Below are 15176 nucleotides of genomic sequence, written 5' to 3' on the forward strand. Positions count from 1 at the left end.
GACGACGTCGCGTCAGAGGGCGATCGGCCCACCGCGGGGCGCATCGATCGCGATCTCGGCGTACGCGGCCGCGAGGAGCGCCGGGTCCGGCCCCTCGAGGCGCGAGGGCTTGCCGATCCCGTCCAGCACCACGAAGCGCAGCAGGTCGCCGCGGGACTTCTTGTCGCGGCGCATGGCCGACAGGAGCTGCTCCCAGCGGTCCCCTCGGTACGTCAGGGGCAGCCCGAGGTTGCCGAGGATCTCACGATGCCGGTCCACGGTGGCGTCGTCGAGGCGTCCCGCGAGGCGCGAGAGCTCGGCCGCGAAGACCATGCCGACCGACACGGCCGCGCCGTGGCGCCACGCGTAGCGCTCGGTGAGCTCGACCGCGTGGCCCAGGGTGTGGCCGTAGTTGAGGATCTCGCGCAGGCCGGCCTCCTTGAGGTCCTCCCCCACGACGCGCGCCTTGACCGCGACCGAGCGTTCGATGAGCTCGACGACGACGGCCCAGGTCGACGCCGGCACCGTGGCCCCGCCCCAGCTCTTGAGCTCGTCGATGTTCTCCTCGACGAGCTCGAGGATCCGCGGGTCGGCGATGAAGCCGGTCTTGACGATCTCGGCGAGCCCGGCGACGAAGTCGAACTTGGGCAGCGACTCGAGCGAGGCGACGTCGCACAGCACGCCCGCGGGCGGGTGGAACGCGCCCACGAGGTTCTTGCCCTCGGCCGTGTTGATGCCCGTCTTGCCGCCCACGGCCGCATCCACCATGGCCAGCAGCGTCGTGGGGACGTGCACGACCTTGATCCCGCGCAGCCAGGTCGCCGCGACGAAGCCCGCGAGGTCCGTCGTGGCTCCCCCGCCGACCGAGACGATCGCGTCGCTGCGCGTGAAGTCCGCCTGTCCCAGGACCTGCCACAGGAACGCGGCGACCTGCGCGGTCTTGGCCTCCTCGGCGTCGGGGACCTCGGCGATGTACGCCTCGTAGCCCACCGCGAGCAGGTCCTCGCGGACCGTGTCCGCCGAGGTCGCGAGCGCGGCCGGGTGGATCACGAGCACCCGGCGGACGTCCGGCCCGAGCATCGAGGGCAGCTCGCCCAGGAGGTGCCGGCCGATGAGGACGTCGTAGGGCTGGTCGCCCTCCACCCGGACGCGGGCGGGCGTGGCCGGCCGGCCCTGCTCGTCCTCCGGTGCTGTGCTCACGGTCTCCTGCTGGTCGGTCACTGCTCGCTCCTCGTGGTGTCGGCGCGCGCCGCGGAGGGCGCCTCGCCGAGTGCTGTCTCGATCTCGTGGGCCACCTGGCCCGGGGTGCGGGCGTCCGTCAGGACCCGCAGCGTAGCGAGCCGCTCGTAGACGGGGCGCCGCCCGTCCATGAGCGCCTGCCACTTGGCGCGCGGGTTGCCGAGCAGCAGCGGACGCGCCTGGTTGAACCCGACGCGCGGCCCGGCGTGCGCCAGGGAGACGTCGAGGAACACCACGACCCCTCCGGCGGCCGCGTAGGCCTCGAGCGCCGCCTGGGTGTACTCGTCGAGGACCGCGCCGCCGCCGAGGGCGAGCACCCCCTCGTGGACCGCGAGGGCCTGCGTCACGGCCTCGCGCTCGAGCGCGCGGAAGCGCGGTTCGCCGTCCTCGAGGAAGACGTCCGCGACGGACTTGCCCGCGACGACCTCCACGTCGGTGTCGGTGTCGCGCGCGGCCAGCCCGAGGCGCTCGGACAGCACCCCCGCGACGGTCGACTTGCCGCAGCCGGGAGGGCCGATCAGGACGACGCGGGGGCCGGTGCTCGACGTCATCTCAGCGCAGCAGCTCGGGTACGGAGGACAGGTAGCCCTCGACGTTGCGGCGGACCTCGACGACCGAGTCGCCGCCGAACTTCTCCAGGACGGCCTCCGCGAGGACCAGCGCGACCATGGCCTCGGCCACGACCGCCGCGGGCGGCACCGCGCAGACGTCCGAGCGCTGGTGCTGAGCCTTGGCGGGCTCGCCCGTCGCGACGTCGACCGTCGCCAGGGCGCGGGGGACGGTCGAGATGGGCTTCATGGCCGCGCGCACGCGCAGGACCTCGCCGTTGGACATGCCCCCCTCGACGCCGCCCGCACGGTTGCTCAGGCGGTGCAGGTGGCCGTCCTCGCCGCGCACGATCTCGTCGTGAGCCTGCGACCCGCGCCGGCGCGCGGTGCGGAAGCCGTCGCCGACCTCGACGCCCTTGATGGCCTGGATGCCCATGAGCACGGCCGCGAGGCGCGCGTCGAGCCGACGGTCCGACTGGACGTAGGTGCCGAGCCCCGACGGGACGCCGTAGGCCAGGACCTCGACCACACCGCCCAGGGTGTCGCCGTCCTTGTGGCACTCGTCGATCTCCGCGACCATCGCCGCCGAGCTCGCGGGGTCGAAGCAGCGCACCGGGTCCGCGTCGAGGCGCTCGACGTCCTGTGGCTGCGGGAGGGCCGCGTCCTCGGGGACGTCGACCGTGCCGATGCCCACGACGTGCGAGACCAGGCGGATCCCCACGGCCTGCTCGAGGAACCTGGCCGCGGCCACGCCGAGCGCGACGCGGGTCGCGGTCTCGCGCGCCGAGGCGCGCTCCAGGACCGGCCGCGCGTCGTCGAACGCGTACTTGCGCATGCCGATCAGGTCCGCGTGCCCGGGGCGCGGGCGCGTGAGCGGGCGGTTGCGCGCGATCTCGCGGACGTCCCCCGTCCCGGCGTCGACCTGCAGCGCCTCCGCGGGCACGGGGTCCGCGCTCATGACGTCGACCCACTTGGGCCACTCGGTGTTGCCGATCTCGATCGCGAGCGGGCCACCCTGCGTGAGACCGAGGCGCAGCCCCGCGAGGATGCGGACCTCGTCCTGCTCGAACTTCATGCGCGCACCGCGCCCGTAGCCCAGACGGCGGCGCGCGAGCGCGTCCTGCACGTCCTTCGTCACGAGCTCGACCCCTGCGGGCAGCCCTTCCAGGATGCCGACCAGCGCCGGACCGTGCGACTCACCCGATGTCAACCAACGAAGCATGAGCAGAATCCTCCCACGCCGCGCGCGCCCGCCCCGAACCCGCCCGCAGTGCGGACCGGTCGGCCGACCGGTCAGCACCGCGGGCGCGGCCTGTGGACGACGCCGGTGAGGGCCCTTCGCGCTGCGCTAGGTTCGCCGGATGACGAACGCAGGGGGCGGGAGTCCGGCCGTCGCGCCGGGACAGGACGGGGCGAGCACGGCTCCGGGCGTCGGCCGGGGGCCAGCGGGCCCTCAGGTCCCGTTGTGGCACCGCGCACGCGACGAGGTCGGTGCGCACCGTGCCACGATCTGGGCCGTGGGCGTCCCCGTGACGATCCTGACGGTCGCGGGGGCCGTGCACGTCGGCCACCCGCCGGCCTCGCTGCCCGCGACAACCTTCCTCGCGGCCGTGGGCTCGGCCCTCGCGGTGATCGACGTGCGCACGCACCGCCTGCCGAACGCGCTCGTCCTGCCGGCCTACCCGGTCCTGGCCGTCCTGCTGGGAGCGGCGAGCCTCCTCGGGCCCGACGACGGCTCACCGGCCCGCGCACTGGCTGGCGGCCTGGTCCTCTACGGTGCGTACTTCCTCCTGGCCCTCGCCCCGTCGGGGCTCGGGTTCGGGGACGTCAAGCTCGCGGGGCTGCTCGGCGCCTACCTCGCGTGGTTCGGCTGGTCCGAGCTCGTGGTCGGCGCGAGCGCGGCCTTCCTCCTGGGTGGCCTGGCGGCCGTCGTCCTGCTCGCCACGCGGCGCGCAGGACGACGGACCCTGATCCCGTTCGGCCCGTTCATGCTGACGGGCGCCGCCCTCGGAGCGCTCTGGGGAGCAGGGGTCGTGGGCCCGGTGCTCCTGACCGGCTGAGTCAGGCCCCGGCGACGCTCGGGGCGAGCGCCTCCTCGAGGGCTGCGGCCATCGCGGCCAGCGGCGCGACCCGCCCCGTCATCAGGCGCACCTGCTCGGCCGCCTGGTGCAGGAGCATGCGCTCGCCGCCCACGACCAAGCCCTCCCGGTCCGGCGACCCGGCCGCCCAGGCCCGGGACAGCGCCGTCGGGCGGGGGTCGTAGACCACGTCGAGCAGGACGCCTCGCGGGGCGGGGCCCCCCGCCGCGGCGTGCGCGGTGAGCGCCTCCGCGACCGGGTCTGCCGCCCGCGAGGGCAGGGTCGACACGACCACGTCGACGTCGCGCACGCGCGCGCTCGCCGGGTCCAGCACCTCGAAGCGCGGGGTGACGCCCATCCGGTGCGCGGCCCGCTGGAGGCCGCCCGTGCGCCCGAGCGAACGCACCAGCACGGTCGGGGACGTGCAGCCGAGCTCGGCGAGCGCCGCCAGGGTCGACGCGGCCGTGGCCCCGGCCCCCAGCACGACGGCGGACACGACCGGCCGTTCCCCCGGGCCGCTGCCCAGCCCCTCGCGCAGGGCCGCGACCAGGCCGTGGACGTCTGTGTTGGCCCCGACCAGGGTCCGCCCGGAGCCCGTGGGCTGGAACAGGACCGTGTTGACGGCCCCCACGACCTCGGCGAGCGGCTCGACGTGGTCGAGCAGCTCGAACACGACCTGCTTGAGCGGCATGGTCAGGCTCAGCCCGGCCCACGCGTCGTCGAGGCCGTCCACGAAGCCGCGCAGCCGCTCCTCGGTCACGTCGATCGCGGTGTACTCCCACCCGTCCAGCCCCAGGGCGCGGTACGCGGCCGAGTGCAGGACGGGCGAGAGCGAGTGCGCCACGGGGTGGCCCAGGACGGCGGCCCGCCGAGGCGTCATCCGTCCTGCTCCGCTGCCCAGGCCTGGAACTCCTTCTTGAACCGCTGGAACTCGTTGTAGTTGTTCGTGAACTTCGTCTCGCCCGTGTCGAGGTTGACCGTGACGTACCAGAGCCAGTCACCCTCGGTCGGGTTGACCGCCGCAGTGAGCGCCTCGAGGCCAGGGCTGCCGATGGGAGTCGGCGGGAGCCCCTTGTTGACCCTCGACGCGTACGGGAACGACTTGTCCTGAAACTCTTCGACGGTGATCTCCGAGGACTTCTTCCCTCGACCGTAGGAGTCGATCGCATCGAGACCCAGTGGCTCGCCGATCGCCAGGCGGTTCTCGATCACGCGCGCGACCTTGCCGAACTGCTCGAACGAGATCCCCTCACGCTCGACCAGCGACGCTTTGATGATGACCGTCTGCCGGTCCGCGGGCGCGACACCCAGCGCGTCGAGGTTGCTCACGGTCGCCGCGACCATGTTGGCCACGATGGTCGCGGGCGTGTCGTCCGGCTCCAGCAGGTACGTCGACGGGAAGAACCAGCCCTCGAAGTTGCCTCCGGCCTCGGCCGGGAGGCCCACGGCGGCAGGATCTGCCATGGCCGCCTCGAACTCCTCGACCGGCTTCCCCGTCACCGACACGGCGCGGTCGATGACCTGCGCCTTGGTGAACCCCTCGGGGATGGTCAGCTTCGTCTCGTTCTTGCTCTCCTTGGAGAGCAGCAGCGCCACAGCGGCCGAGCCCTTCATCTCGGTGAGCATGGTGAAGTTGCCCGGCTGGATCTTGCTCGCCTCGGGGTTGGCCTTGTAGGCGTCAGTGAACGCCTTGACCGACTTCACCACCCCGGCGTCCACGAGCGTCTGCCCCATGGCCGCACCCGTCGAGCCCGGCTCGATCGTCACGTCGACCGGGTCGACCCCCTGGCCCTCGTAGTCCGAGGCGGCGAACGGGTTCTCGAAGCCCAGCAGGTTCGACGCGTTCGAGACCAGGTAGTACCCGGCCCCGCCGACGAGCAGCAGCGCCACCACCACGATGAGGGTGCGACGACGTCGACGCTGGGCGCGCTTCTTCGCGGCTCTGCGGTCCCTGCCACCCGAGCGGGACGCCCGGGTCGGTTGCTCGTGCTGCACCGGCGGGCGTTCGAATAGGTCGGTCACGGGAGGTTGCCTCCTGACGAGTGCGTGCGCGGCGGTCCTTGCCACGTCACGACGATCAACGTTCTACGTACTCTCCAGCGCGCGCCCCCGCGCTCCGCTCACGGTCCAGAGCGGTCTGGAGGATGATAACCGCCGCCGCCTGGTCCACGACAGAGCGCTGCTTGCGCCCGGCACGGCCCGAGGCCCTCAACGCCTGGTGGGCGCTGACGGTCGTCATCCGTTCGTCGACGAGGTGCACCGGGACGGGTGCGATGGCACGGGCCACCAGTCCAGCGTACGCACGTGCCCCCTGGGTGGCGGCACCTTCTGCCCCGGAAAGATGGCGAGGGAGCCCGATGTACACCACACGTGCACCTCGTTCCTCCACTTCCGCCGCGATCCGGGCGACGTCGCTCGGCAGGGGGGACGCGGCGTCGTCGGGCGCCGGGACTGGGGTCTTGAGGTCGCGCGCCAGCGTCTCGACGGGGGTCGCGATCAGGCCGTCGGGGTCGCTCGTGGCGAGCCCGACTCGGACGCTGCCCACGTCGACGCCCAGGCGGGCGCCCCTCGGGAGAGGGACGCCCGCCTGGAGCTCGTCGAACGTCACCCGGTCGCCGCTCAGAGCGCCGAGGCGACGTCGTCGCGGATGCCCGCGAGGGCGGCCGGGAGCGCGGACACGTCGGTGCCGCCCCCCTGGGCCATGTCGTCCTTGCCGCCGCCGCCGCCGCCGAGCACGCCCGACGCCTTCTTCGCGAGGGCGCCGGCCCGCAGGCCCGCCTCGCGCGCCGGCGCGTTGGTGACGATGACGACCTGGGGGCGCTCCTTGCTCACGCCGCCGACCGCGACGACGCTCGGTGCGGAGTCCGCGAGGCGTCCGCGCACGTCGAGCGCGAGCGCGCGCAGGTCGTCGGCCGAGGCGACCTCGCCCGCGTCGTGCACCACGACGCGCGTGGTGCCCACGGTCTCCGCACCGGCCGCGAGGTTCGAGGCCGCGGCCAGGAGCTGGGCCTGACGCAGCGCGCCGAGCTCCTTCTCCGCGTCACGCAGGCGCGAGACGAGCGAGCTCACCCGGTCCGGCAGCTCCTCGGTGCGCACGTTGAGCAGGCCCGTGAGCTGCCCCACCAGGGCGTGCTCCTTGGCCTGGAAGCCGTAGGCGCCGTCGCCGACGAGGGCGTCGACGCGGCGCACGCCCGAACCGATCGAGGACTCGCCGAGCAGCGTGACCAGGCCGAGCTGGCCGGACTGCTTGACGTGCGTGCCCGCGCACAGCTCGCGCGACCAGTCGCCGCCGATCGAGACGACGCGCACCTGGTCGCCGTACTTCTCGCCGAACAGCGCCATGGCGCCCAGGGCCTTGGCCTCGGCGATGGGCATGACCTTGTCCGTGACCTCGAGGTTCTCGGCGAGCTGGGTGTTGACGCGCTCCTCGACCTCTGACAGGACCCCAGCGGGCACGGCGCTCGAGGCACGGAAGTCGAAGCGGATGCGGCTCGGGGCGTTCTCCGAGCCGGCCTGCGTCGCGTCCTTGCCCAGGGCCTCCTGGATGGACTTGTGGATCATGTGCGTCGCGGTGTGGGCGCGGCTGATCGCCTTGCGGCGCGCCGTGTCGATCTGCGCGGTGCCGGGGTCGCCCAGCGCCACGACGCCCTCGACGAGGCGTCCGCGGTGGACCGAGAAGCCCTTGATGGGGCGCTGCACGTCGTCGACCTCGATGGTCGCGCCGCCGTCGAGCACGATCGTCCCGTGGTCGGCGAGCTGGCCACCGGCCTCGGCGTAGAAAGGCGTGCGGTCGAGCACGACCTCGACGTCGGCCGGGGCCGTCGCGGCCGGGGAGGGCACGCCGTCGACCAGGAGGCCCACGACGTTGACCGACGCCGTGGCGTCGGTGTAGCCGAGGAACTCCACGGGGCGCGCGAGCTCGCTCTGCAGCGCCTCGTAGGCCGCGGTGTCCACCCCGCCCGTGCGCTTGGCGAGCGCGTCGGCACGAGCGCGCGTGCGCTGCTCCTGCATGAGGGCGCGGAACGCCTTCTCGTCCACCTGGACGCCCTGCTCGGCGGCCATCTCGAGGGTCAGGTCGATCGGGAAGCCGTACGTGTCGTGCAGGGCGAACGCCTGGTCGCCGGGCAGGACGGGCGTGCCACCCGCCCCGGCCGTGGTCTTGGCGGCCGCGACCGCGGTGTCCAGGATCGTGGTGCCCGAGGTCAGGGTGCGACGGAACGCCTCCTCCTCGGCGTAGGCGATCTGGGAGATGCGCTCGAAGTCGGCGCCGACCTCCGGGTAGGAGGCCTGCATGGCGTCGCGCGAGACGGGGAACAGCTGGGGCAGCGAGGGGTCCTCGACGCCCAGCAGGCGCATGGCGCGCACCGAGCGGCGCAGCAGCCGGCGCAGGACGTAGCCGCGGCCCTCGTTCGAGGGGCGCACGCCGTCGCTGATGATCATGAGGGCCGAGCGGACGTGGTCGGCGACCACGCGCATGCGCACGTCGTCGTCGGTGTCCGCGCCGTAGCGCTTGCCGGACAGCTCCTGGGCCGCGGCGATGACGGGGAAGACCTCGTCGATCTCGTACATGTTGTCGACGCCCTGCAGGACGAACGCGACGCGCTCGAGACCCATGCCGGTGTCGATGTTCTTCTTCGTGAGCTCGCCCAGGATGGGGAAGGACTCCTTGGTCCCACCGTCCCCGCGCTCGTACTGCATGAAGACGAGGTTCCAGATCTCCAGGAACCGGTCGCCCGCGAGGTCGATCGCGGGGCCGCCGTCGGGGCCGTAGGCCGGGCCACGGTCGTAGAAGATCTCGGAGCACGGGCCTGCGGGCCCGCGGGCACCCGTGGACCAGTAGTTGGGTCCCATGCCGAGGCCCTGGATGCGCTCGTCCGGCAGACCGGCGATCTTCTTCCAGAGCCGGCGCGCCTCGTCGTCCTCGTGGAAGACGGTCACCCAGATCTTGTCCTCGGGGATGCCGTAGCCGCCCTCGTCCTGCGACCGCGTGATGAGGTCCCAGGCGTAGGTGATGGCACCTTCCTTGAAGTAGTCCCCGAACGAGAAGTTCCCGTTCATCTGGAAGAACGTGCCGTGGCGCGTGGTCTTGCCCACGTCCTCGATGTCGAGCGTGCGCACGCACTTCTGCACGCTCGTCGCACGCTGCCAGGGCGCGGTCTGCTCGCCCGTCATGTACGGGATGAACGGCACCATGCCCGCGATGGTGAACAGGGTCGACGGGTCCGGCGAGATGAGCGACGCCGAGGGCACGACGGTGTGGTCCTGGGCGGCGAAGTAGTCGAGCCAACGCTTGCGGATCTCGGCGGTACGCATGATGTCCTTCGGAGGTCGGTGATGGAACGGGCCGGGGCACGCCGCTGGGCGGCCGGCACCGGCTAGAACAAGTATGTTCCCGCGCGGCTTCCCTCCCGGACCGTGCGCGCTGCGCGACGGGCGGAGGTCGGCCGGCGGGGGTGGTCCGGCAGGTGGATCAGTAGAACGAGTACCCCAGGAGGTCCTCGTCGTCGTCGATGTCGGGGCTGCCTGTGCGCTCGCGCCGGGCGGCGCGGGCCGCGCGCACGTCGTCGGGGTGCGGCTGGCCCTCAGCGAGCAGGGCCGCGAGCAGCTCGGCCTCGCGGGCGTCGCGCGCGGTGCGGAACTCCTCGCGGAAGACCGCGACGAAGCCCGTGGCCTTCTCCCCGAGCGCGTTGACCTGGTCGGTCGCCTGGTCGACGAGGGAGGCGGGCGCGTAGCGCGCGATCACCTGACGCCCCTTGACCACCACGACGACCGTGATGGCGACGCCGACACCGACCCAGAAGACCCGTCGCATCAGCGACCGGCCCGTGGGCCCGAGCGCCCCGAGGCGCGAGCGAAGGCCTGGCGCACGCCGTAGGTGAACGCCGCGACCTTGACGAGCGGGGCCCCGAAGGTCGCCGCGTACAGCCCGGTCAGCGCCGAGACGTTCTCGCTGACCTGGGCCGCGGACGTCGTGATCGTGTCGACCTTGACGAGCTGGCTGTTCGTGGTCGCGACCGTGGTCGCGGCCTCGTCGAGGATCGGCACCGAGTGGTCCGTGACCTCCTTGATGCTCACGCGGGCCTCGTCGAGGACCCGGCCGAGCTTGACCAGAGGAACCGCGAGGACCCCGACCAGCAGCACGAATGCGATGGCGGCGATCAGCCCGGCCACATCTCCTACGGACATCTCCTGCTCCTCCTTCGATGGCGCGACGCGACGAGCGGCACGCCTCGCGAAACCTTACCCGGATGCACGAACGCCCCGCTCCCCGTCGAAGCGGTGAGCGAGGCGTTCGTGCACGGCACGCGGCAGCTGCCGCGCTGGAGGATCAGCGAGCGTAGTACTCGACGACGAGCTGGACCTCGCAGGTCACGGGGACCTCGACGCGCTTGGGGCGACGCACCAGGACGGCGCTCAGCTTCTCGAGCTGGACGTCGAGGTAGGCCGGGACGGCCGGCAGGACGTCGCGGTGCGCACCGGCAGCGGCGACCTGGAACGGCGTGGTGGCCTGGCTCTTCGGCTTGACCTGGATCGTCTGACCCGGCTTGACCTTGAACGAGGGGCGGTCGACGATCTTGCCGTCGACGAGGATGTGGCGGTGGCCGACGGCCTGGCGTGCCTGCAGGATGGTGCGGGCGAAGCCGGAGCGCAGCACGAGGGCGTCGAGACGCATCTCGAGGTTCTCGACCAGGGCCTCACCGGTCAGACCGGCGTCCTTGCGAGCGTCCTCGTAGGCACGGGCCATCTGCTTCTCGCGGAGCGCGTACTGGGCGCGCAGACGCTGCTTCTCGCGCAGACGGACCGCGTAGTCCGACTCGGTGCGACGACGGGCACGGCCGTGCTCACCGGGCGGGTAGGGACGCTTCTCGAAGTGCTTGACTGCCTTGGGCGTGAGCGCGAGGCCCAGCGCGCGGCTCAGGCGAACCTGGCGGCGCGAACGAGTCACTGAAGACACAGTGTGTTCCTGTCCTGTCGTGTTCTTGACGTCACACCCGTGCGGATTGCCGGGTGCGGGACCAGCCGATGAGCCGCCGCCGTGATCCGTGAGGATGCGACTCCCCTCGACGTGCGTCGAGGGTGTCCTGCGGGGCTGCGGGGCCGAGGTCCCAGGTGGCCGTCCCTGCCCTGACGGGCGGAGACAACCTGAGAAGTCTACCGCACGGGGCGCGAGGGGCGGTCCCCGGCCCCGCTGCGGGGCCACGCACGGCTCTGGCCGGGTCGCGACGGGCGGCCCCGCGGGGCCGGTCGCTCGCTGGTCACTCGCCCAGGATCTGCCGGATCCGCTCGAGCCGCTCGGTCACCGAGCGCTCGAACCCGCGGTCGGTGGGGGTGTAGTAGCGGGTGCCCTGCAGGACGTCCGGCAGGTACTGCTGGCGCGCGACCGCGTGCGGGGCGTCGTGCGCGTACTTGTACCCCTTGCCGTGCCCGAGCTCCTTGGCCCCCGCGTAGTGGGCGTCGCGCAGGTGAGCGGGCACCGTGCCGACCTTGCCGGCCCGCACGTCCGCGAGCGCCGCGTCGATCCCGAGGTAGGCCGCGTTGGACTTGGGGGCCGTCGCGAGGTGCACGACGGCCTCGGCGAGGATGATCCGGGCCTCGGGCATGCCGATGAGCGCGACGGCCTGGGCCGCGGCGACCGCAGTCTGCAGGGCGCTGGGGTCGGCCATGCCGACGTCCTCCGCGGCCGAGATGACGATGCGCCGGGCGATGAATCGGGGGTCCTCGCCCGCGGCGATCATGCGTGCCAGGTAGTGCAGGGACGCGTCGACGTCGGATCCGCGCATGGACTTGATGAAGGCGCTCGTGACGTCGTAGTGCTGGTCGCCGTCGCGGTCGTAGCGGACCGCGGCGACGTCGATCGCGCGCTCCATGGTCTCGAGGTCGACGACCACGGTGCCGCTGGGTCGCGTGCTCGCCGGCGCCTCTGCGGTCTCGGCGGGCTCGGGCCCGTCGTCGCCCGCACTGTCGGGCGTATCCGTCCCCTCCCCCGGACCGTCCGTGCCCGCCGGCCCGACGGCGTCGCCCGGGTCCGGCGCGTCGTCGTCCGGCCCCGTGGTGCGCACCGGGGCGTCCGGCACCTCCGAGAGCGCGGCGCCCGCGGCGGCCTCGAGGATCGTCAGGGCCTTGCGGGCGTCGCCGCCCGCGAGGCGGACCAGGTGCTCCTCGGCCTCCTCCGCGAGCGTGACGGCCCCGCCCAGACCGCGTTCGTCGACGAGCGCGCGCCGCACCAGGGCGCGCACGTCGCCGGACGTGAGGGGCTTGAGGGTCAGCAGGAGGGAGCGCGAGAGCAGCGGCGAGTTGACCGAGAAGCTCGGGTTCTCGGTGGTGGCCGCCACGAGGGTGACCCAGCGGTTCTCCACGCTGGGCAGCAGCGCGTCCTGCTGGGACTTGGAGAAGCGGTGGACCTCGTCGATGAACAGGACGGTCTCCTCGCCGCCCGTGGCCAGGCGGCGCCGGGCGTCGTCGATGACCTGGCGCACGTCCTTGACGCCCGCGGTCACGGCCGAGAGCTCGACGAAGCGCCGGCCGGAGGTCGAGGCGATGAGGTAGGCGAGGGTCGTCTTGCCCGTGCCGGGCGGGCCCCACAGGATGACCGAGCCGGGGGCCGCGCGCGAGGCGCCGGGTCCGTCAACGTCGATCAGGCGTCGCAGCGGCGAGCCGGCGACCAGCAGGTGCTCCTGCCCGGCCACCTCCTCGAGGGCCGCGGGGCGCATGCGCACAGCGAGGGGCGAGCCCGGCCCCGGGCGGGGTGTCCCCTGGGTGCCGGAGGTCGCGGCGTCGAACAGGTCCATCCCGGGAAGCATGCCCCGAGCCTACGCACCGCCACCCACACGCACCGACACGCGCCCGCTCGGGCGGCCTCGTGCCGGCCCGCACCGTCGCTCGCGCGGGTGGGCCCGGGCAGGTCGGCGCGGCACCTGCCGCACCCGTCGACGAGCCTGCGCCGTACCGTGCCCAGAGGGCCCTGTCGCACCGTGCCGTCGCGCACCATGGGAGCGGTCCGCTCACATCCTGCACGACCCGGCGAGGTCCCGGCCGAGGTGCCATGCTGACCGGGTGTTCGAGAGCCTGGGGCGCGCCGTCGCCCACCGTCCCCGCCTGACCGTCGCCGTCTGGGTCGTGCTGACCGTGCTCGGCTTCGCGCTCGCCGTCGTGGGGGTCCACGGCGAGAGCCTGTTCGACCGCCTGACCACGGGTGAGCCCGCGGTCCCGGGCTCGCAGAGCGAGCGCGGTACGCAGATCCTGACGGACCAGGACACGACGGGCGAGGAGATCTCGCTGCTCGTGAGCGGCGCCGACCCGACCGACCCCGCGGTTGCCGAGGCCATGGACCCTGTCCACCAGCAGCTCGGCGCGATCACCGGGGTCGCGACGGTCGTCGACCCGTTCGTGATCCCCGGGGGCGTCGAGACCGAGGCCGCCCAGTCCCTCGTCGCGGCCGACGGCGACGGGTTCCTGGTGTCGGTGACGCTCGAGGCGGGCCTCGACGAGCAGACCACGGTCGCCGCGGCGAGCGACGTCGTCGAACGCCTCGATGCCGTTCCCGAGGACCTGGCCGAGGCCGCACCGGGCGCGACGGGGCTCGTCTCGAGCAACGACCTGATCGTCGAGGCCATCACGTCCCAGGTCGAGAAGGACCTCACCACGGGCGAGATGATCGCCCTGCCCATCGCGCTGCTCGTCATGGTGCTCGTCTTCGGCGGGTTCCTCGCGGCCGCGATGCCCATGGCCGGGGCCATCGCCTCGATCGGCGCGGGCCTGGGCGTCCTGCTCGCCCTGTCGTACCCGCTCACGATCGACGCGTCGGTCGTCAACGTCGTGACGCTGCTGGGCCTGGGCCTGTCGATCGACTACGGGCTGCTGATCGTCTCGCGCTTCCGCGAGGAGCTGCACCGGCTCGTCGACGAGCGGGCCTCCTCCCCGGCCGGCACCCCGGACCCCGCGGCCCGGACCGAGGTCACGACCGCGGTCGTGCGCACCATGGCCACCGCGGGACGGACCGTCGCCTTCTCGGCGCTGACCGTCGCCATCTCCATCGCGGGACTCATGGTCTTCGAGCCCGACATCCTGCGGGCGATCGGCGCGGCCGGGCTCGCGATCATCCTGATCGCCGTGGCCACCGCCATGACGCTCGTGCCCGCGCTGCTCGCCCTCGCCGGGCACCGGCTGGTGGCCCCCAGCGTCCTCAGCCGCGTCCCCGGCCTGCGGGCCGTCCTGGCGCGCACGGCCGACGTCCAGTCCGACGAGGGCGTGTTCTCCCGCCTGACCGGCCGCGTCCAGCGCCACCCGGTGTGGGTCATGCTCGGCACCGTGGCGGTCCTGGTCGTCCTGGCGCTGCCCGTCCTGGGGCTGCAGATGCGCAACTCGGGCATCGAGCTCCTGCCCCAGAGCGCGCCCCAGCGCGAGTTCGTCGACGAGGTCACCGCCCAGTTCCCCGCGTCCGAGGCCCCCGACCTGCGCGTCGTGACCGACTCCACGCCCGAGCAGGCCCAGGCCTGGGCCGAGGAGATCGCGGGCCTCGAGCACGTCGAGCGGGTCGACCCGGCGGTCGCCGTCGGCACCGACCACGCGGTCGTCGGGGTCCACGTCGACACCGACGACGCGGGCGGCCCCGAGGCCGTGGCCGTCGTGGAGGAGGTGCGGGCCCAGGACCCCGGCTTCGACTTCTACGTCACGGGCCAGGCGGCCGGGCAGGTCGACTTCCGGGCGGCGCTCGCGGACCGGGTGTGGTGGGCCGTGGGGATCGTCGTGGTGGCGACGTTCGTGCTGCTGTTCCTCATGACGGGCTCGGTGCTCATCCCGGTCAAGGCGCTGCTGACCAACGCGCTGTCGCTGGCCGCCTCGCTCGGCGTGCTCGTGTGGGTGTTCCAGGAGGGGCACCTGGAGGGGGTGCTGGACTTCTCGTCGGCGGGCGGGATCGAGACCTACGTCGTGGCGCTCGTGATCGCCTTCGCGTTCGGCCTGGCCATGGACTACGAGGTCTTCCTGCTCTCGCGCATCAAGGAGCTGCACGATGCGGGGCTGTCCAACGACGAGGCCGTGCGGCTGGGCCTGCAGCGGTCCGGGCGCATCATCACCTCGGCCGCGGCCATCATCATCGTGGTGTTCGCGGGCTTCGTGTTCGGCGAGCTCCTCGTCATCAAGGAGGTCGGGTTCGCGCTGGCGGTTGCGGTCTTCATCGACGCGACGATCGTGCGGATCCTGCTGGTGCCGGCCACCATGACGCTCCTGGGCCGGGCCAACTGGTGGGCCCCCAAGCACCTCAGGTGGTTGTACTCGAGGTTCTCGATCACGCACTGACCGGCGCTGCCCCTTCCTGCTCCGTCGCGCGCGG

The 15176-nt window shown here is 73.0% G+C and carries 13 protein-coding genes; 2 read left to right on the plus strand and 11 right to left on the minus strand.

All coding sequences use genetic code 11. From position 1 onward, the window contains the following. Positions 1 to 12: 12 nt before the first annotated feature. Genes aroB through aroC form a run of 3 tightly spaced genes read right to left on the minus strand, consistent with a single transcriptional unit; the run spans position 13 to position 2988 of the window. Positions 13 to 1179: a 3-dehydroquinate synthase gene (aroB, locus tag ASE27_RS14880; RefSeq protein WP_056652329.1), complete on the minus strand. Its 1167-nt coding sequence runs from the start codon at positions 1177 to 1179 to the stop codon at positions 13 to 15. A 17-nt stretch (positions 1180 to 1196) separates the two neighbouring features. After that, positions 1197 to 1769 (minus strand): shikimate kinase, encoded by a 573-nt coding sequence (locus ASE27_RS14885; RefSeq protein WP_056652024.1) that lies wholly within the window; start codon positions 1767 to 1769, stop codon positions 1197 to 1199. A gap of 1 nt (position 1770) precedes the next feature. Continuing rightward, positions 1771 to 2988 carry a chorismate synthase gene (gene aroC, locus ASE27_RS14890; RefSeq protein WP_056652026.1) on the minus strand — a complete coding sequence of 406 codons (1218 nt, stop codon included), beginning with the start codon at positions 2986 to 2988 and terminating at the stop codon, positions 1771 to 1773. Between the two features lie 139 nt (positions 2989 to 3127). Between aroC and ASE27_RS14895 the strand changes: the two genes are divergently transcribed. Then, the gene (locus tag ASE27_RS14895) at positions 3128 to 3826 is read left to right on the plus strand and encodes an A24 family peptidase (RefSeq protein ID WP_082608965.1); all 699 of its coding nucleotides are present in this window, start codon (positions 3128 to 3130) and stop codon (positions 3824 to 3826) included. A 1-nt stretch (position 3827) separates the two neighbouring features. Here the strand turns inward: ASE27_RS14895 and ASE27_RS14900 are convergent, their stop codons facing one another. The 8 genes from ASE27_RS14900 to ASE27_RS14935 form a co-directional block, all read right to left on the minus strand. Continuing rightward, a complete protein-coding gene (locus ASE27_RS14900; RefSeq protein WP_056652029.1) occupies positions 3828 to 4724 on the minus strand; it encodes a shikimate dehydrogenase in 897 nt (298 codons plus the stop codon). Then, a complete protein-coding gene (gene mltG / locus ASE27_RS14905; RefSeq protein ID WP_056652032.1) occupies positions 4721 to 5866 on the minus strand; it encodes an endolytic transglycosylase MltG in 1146 nt (381 codons plus the stop codon). The genes ASE27_RS14900 and mltG overlap by 4 nt, the downstream gene beginning before the upstream one ends. Positions 5867 to 5921: 55 nt before the next feature. Continuing rightward, complete coding sequence (gene ruvX / locus ASE27_RS14910; RefSeq protein ID WP_056652035.1) at positions 5922 to 6452, minus strand: Holliday junction resolvase RuvX; 531 nt, start codon at positions 6450 to 6452, stop codon at positions 5922 to 5924. 11 nt (positions 6453 to 6463) lie between these two features. Then, entirely contained in the window at positions 6464 to 9157 is a 2694-nt protein-coding gene (gene alaS, locus ASE27_RS14915; protein WP_056652038.1) for an alanine--tRNA ligase, read from the minus strand. Between the two features lie 157 nt (positions 9158 to 9314). Then, the gene (locus ASE27_RS14920) at positions 9315 to 9656 is read right to left on the minus strand and encodes a hypothetical protein (RefSeq protein WP_056652041.1); all 342 of its coding nucleotides are present in this window, start codon (positions 9654 to 9656) and stop codon (positions 9315 to 9317) included. After that, positions 9656 to 10030, minus strand: coding sequence for a DUF948 domain-containing protein (locus ASE27_RS14925; protein WP_056652045.1), 375 nt, complete (start codon positions 10028 to 10030; stop codon positions 9656 to 9658). The genes ASE27_RS14920 and ASE27_RS14925 overlap by 1 nt, the downstream gene beginning before the upstream one ends. A gap of 142 nt (positions 10031 to 10172) precedes the next feature. Continuing rightward, entirely contained in the window at positions 10173 to 10799 is a 627-nt protein-coding gene (gene rpsD / locus ASE27_RS14930; RefSeq protein ID WP_056652049.1) for a 30S ribosomal protein S4, read from the minus strand. A 301-nt stretch (positions 10800 to 11100) separates the two neighbouring features. Further along, a complete protein-coding gene (locus ASE27_RS14935) occupies positions 11101 to 12633 on the minus strand; it encodes a replication-associated recombination protein A (protein WP_056652054.1) in 1533 nt (510 codons plus the stop codon). A 265-nt stretch (positions 12634 to 12898) separates the two neighbouring features. Here ASE27_RS14935 and ASE27_RS14940 point away from each other — a divergent pair, with 265 nt between their 5' ends. Further along, positions 12899 to 15142 carry an MMPL family transporter gene (locus tag ASE27_RS14940; protein WP_056652056.1) on the plus strand — a complete coding sequence of 748 codons (2244 nt, stop codon included), beginning with the start codon at positions 12899 to 12901 and terminating at the stop codon, positions 15140 to 15142. The last annotated feature ends 34 nt before the right edge of the window (positions 15143 to 15176 follow it).

This window comes from Oerskovia sp. Root918 (assembly GCF_001428945.1).
GTDB lineage: Bacteria > Actinomycetota > Actinomycetes > Actinomycetales > Cellulomonadaceae > Oerskovia > Oerskovia enterophila.

Bases quoted from the DNA above. Each gene is read 5' to 3' on its own strand.
- ASE27_RS14885 (WP_056652024.1), bottom strand. From the start codon at position 1,769: ATGACGTCGAGCACCGGCCCCCGCGTCGTCCTGATCGGCCCTCCCGGC.
- aroC (WP_056652026.1), bottom strand. From the start codon at position 2,988: ATGCTTCGTTGGTTGACATCGGGTGAGTCGCACGGTCCGGCGCTGGTC.
- ASE27_RS14895 (WP_082608965.1), top strand. From the start codon at position 3,128: ATGACGAACGCAGGGGGCGGGAGTCCGGCCGTCGCGCCGGGACAGGAC.
- ASE27_RS14900 (WP_056652029.1), bottom strand. From the start codon at position 4,724: ATGACGCCTCGGCGGGCCGCCGTCCTGGGCCACCCCGTGGCGCACTCG.
- alaS (WP_056652038.1), bottom strand. From the start codon at position 9,157: ATGCGTACCGCCGAGATCCGCAAGCGTTGGCTCGACTACTTCGCCGCC.
- ASE27_RS14920 (WP_056652041.1), bottom strand. From the start codon at position 9,656: ATGCGACGGGTCTTCTGGGTCGGTGTCGGCGTCGCCATCACGGTCGTC.
- ASE27_RS14925 (WP_056652045.1), bottom strand. From the start codon at position 10,030: ATGTCCGTAGGAGATGTGGCCGGGCTGATCGCCGCCATCGCATTCGTG.
- ASE27_RS14935 (WP_056652054.1), bottom strand. From the start codon at position 12,633: ATGGACCTGTTCGACGCCGCGACCTCCGGCACCCAGGGGACACCCCGC.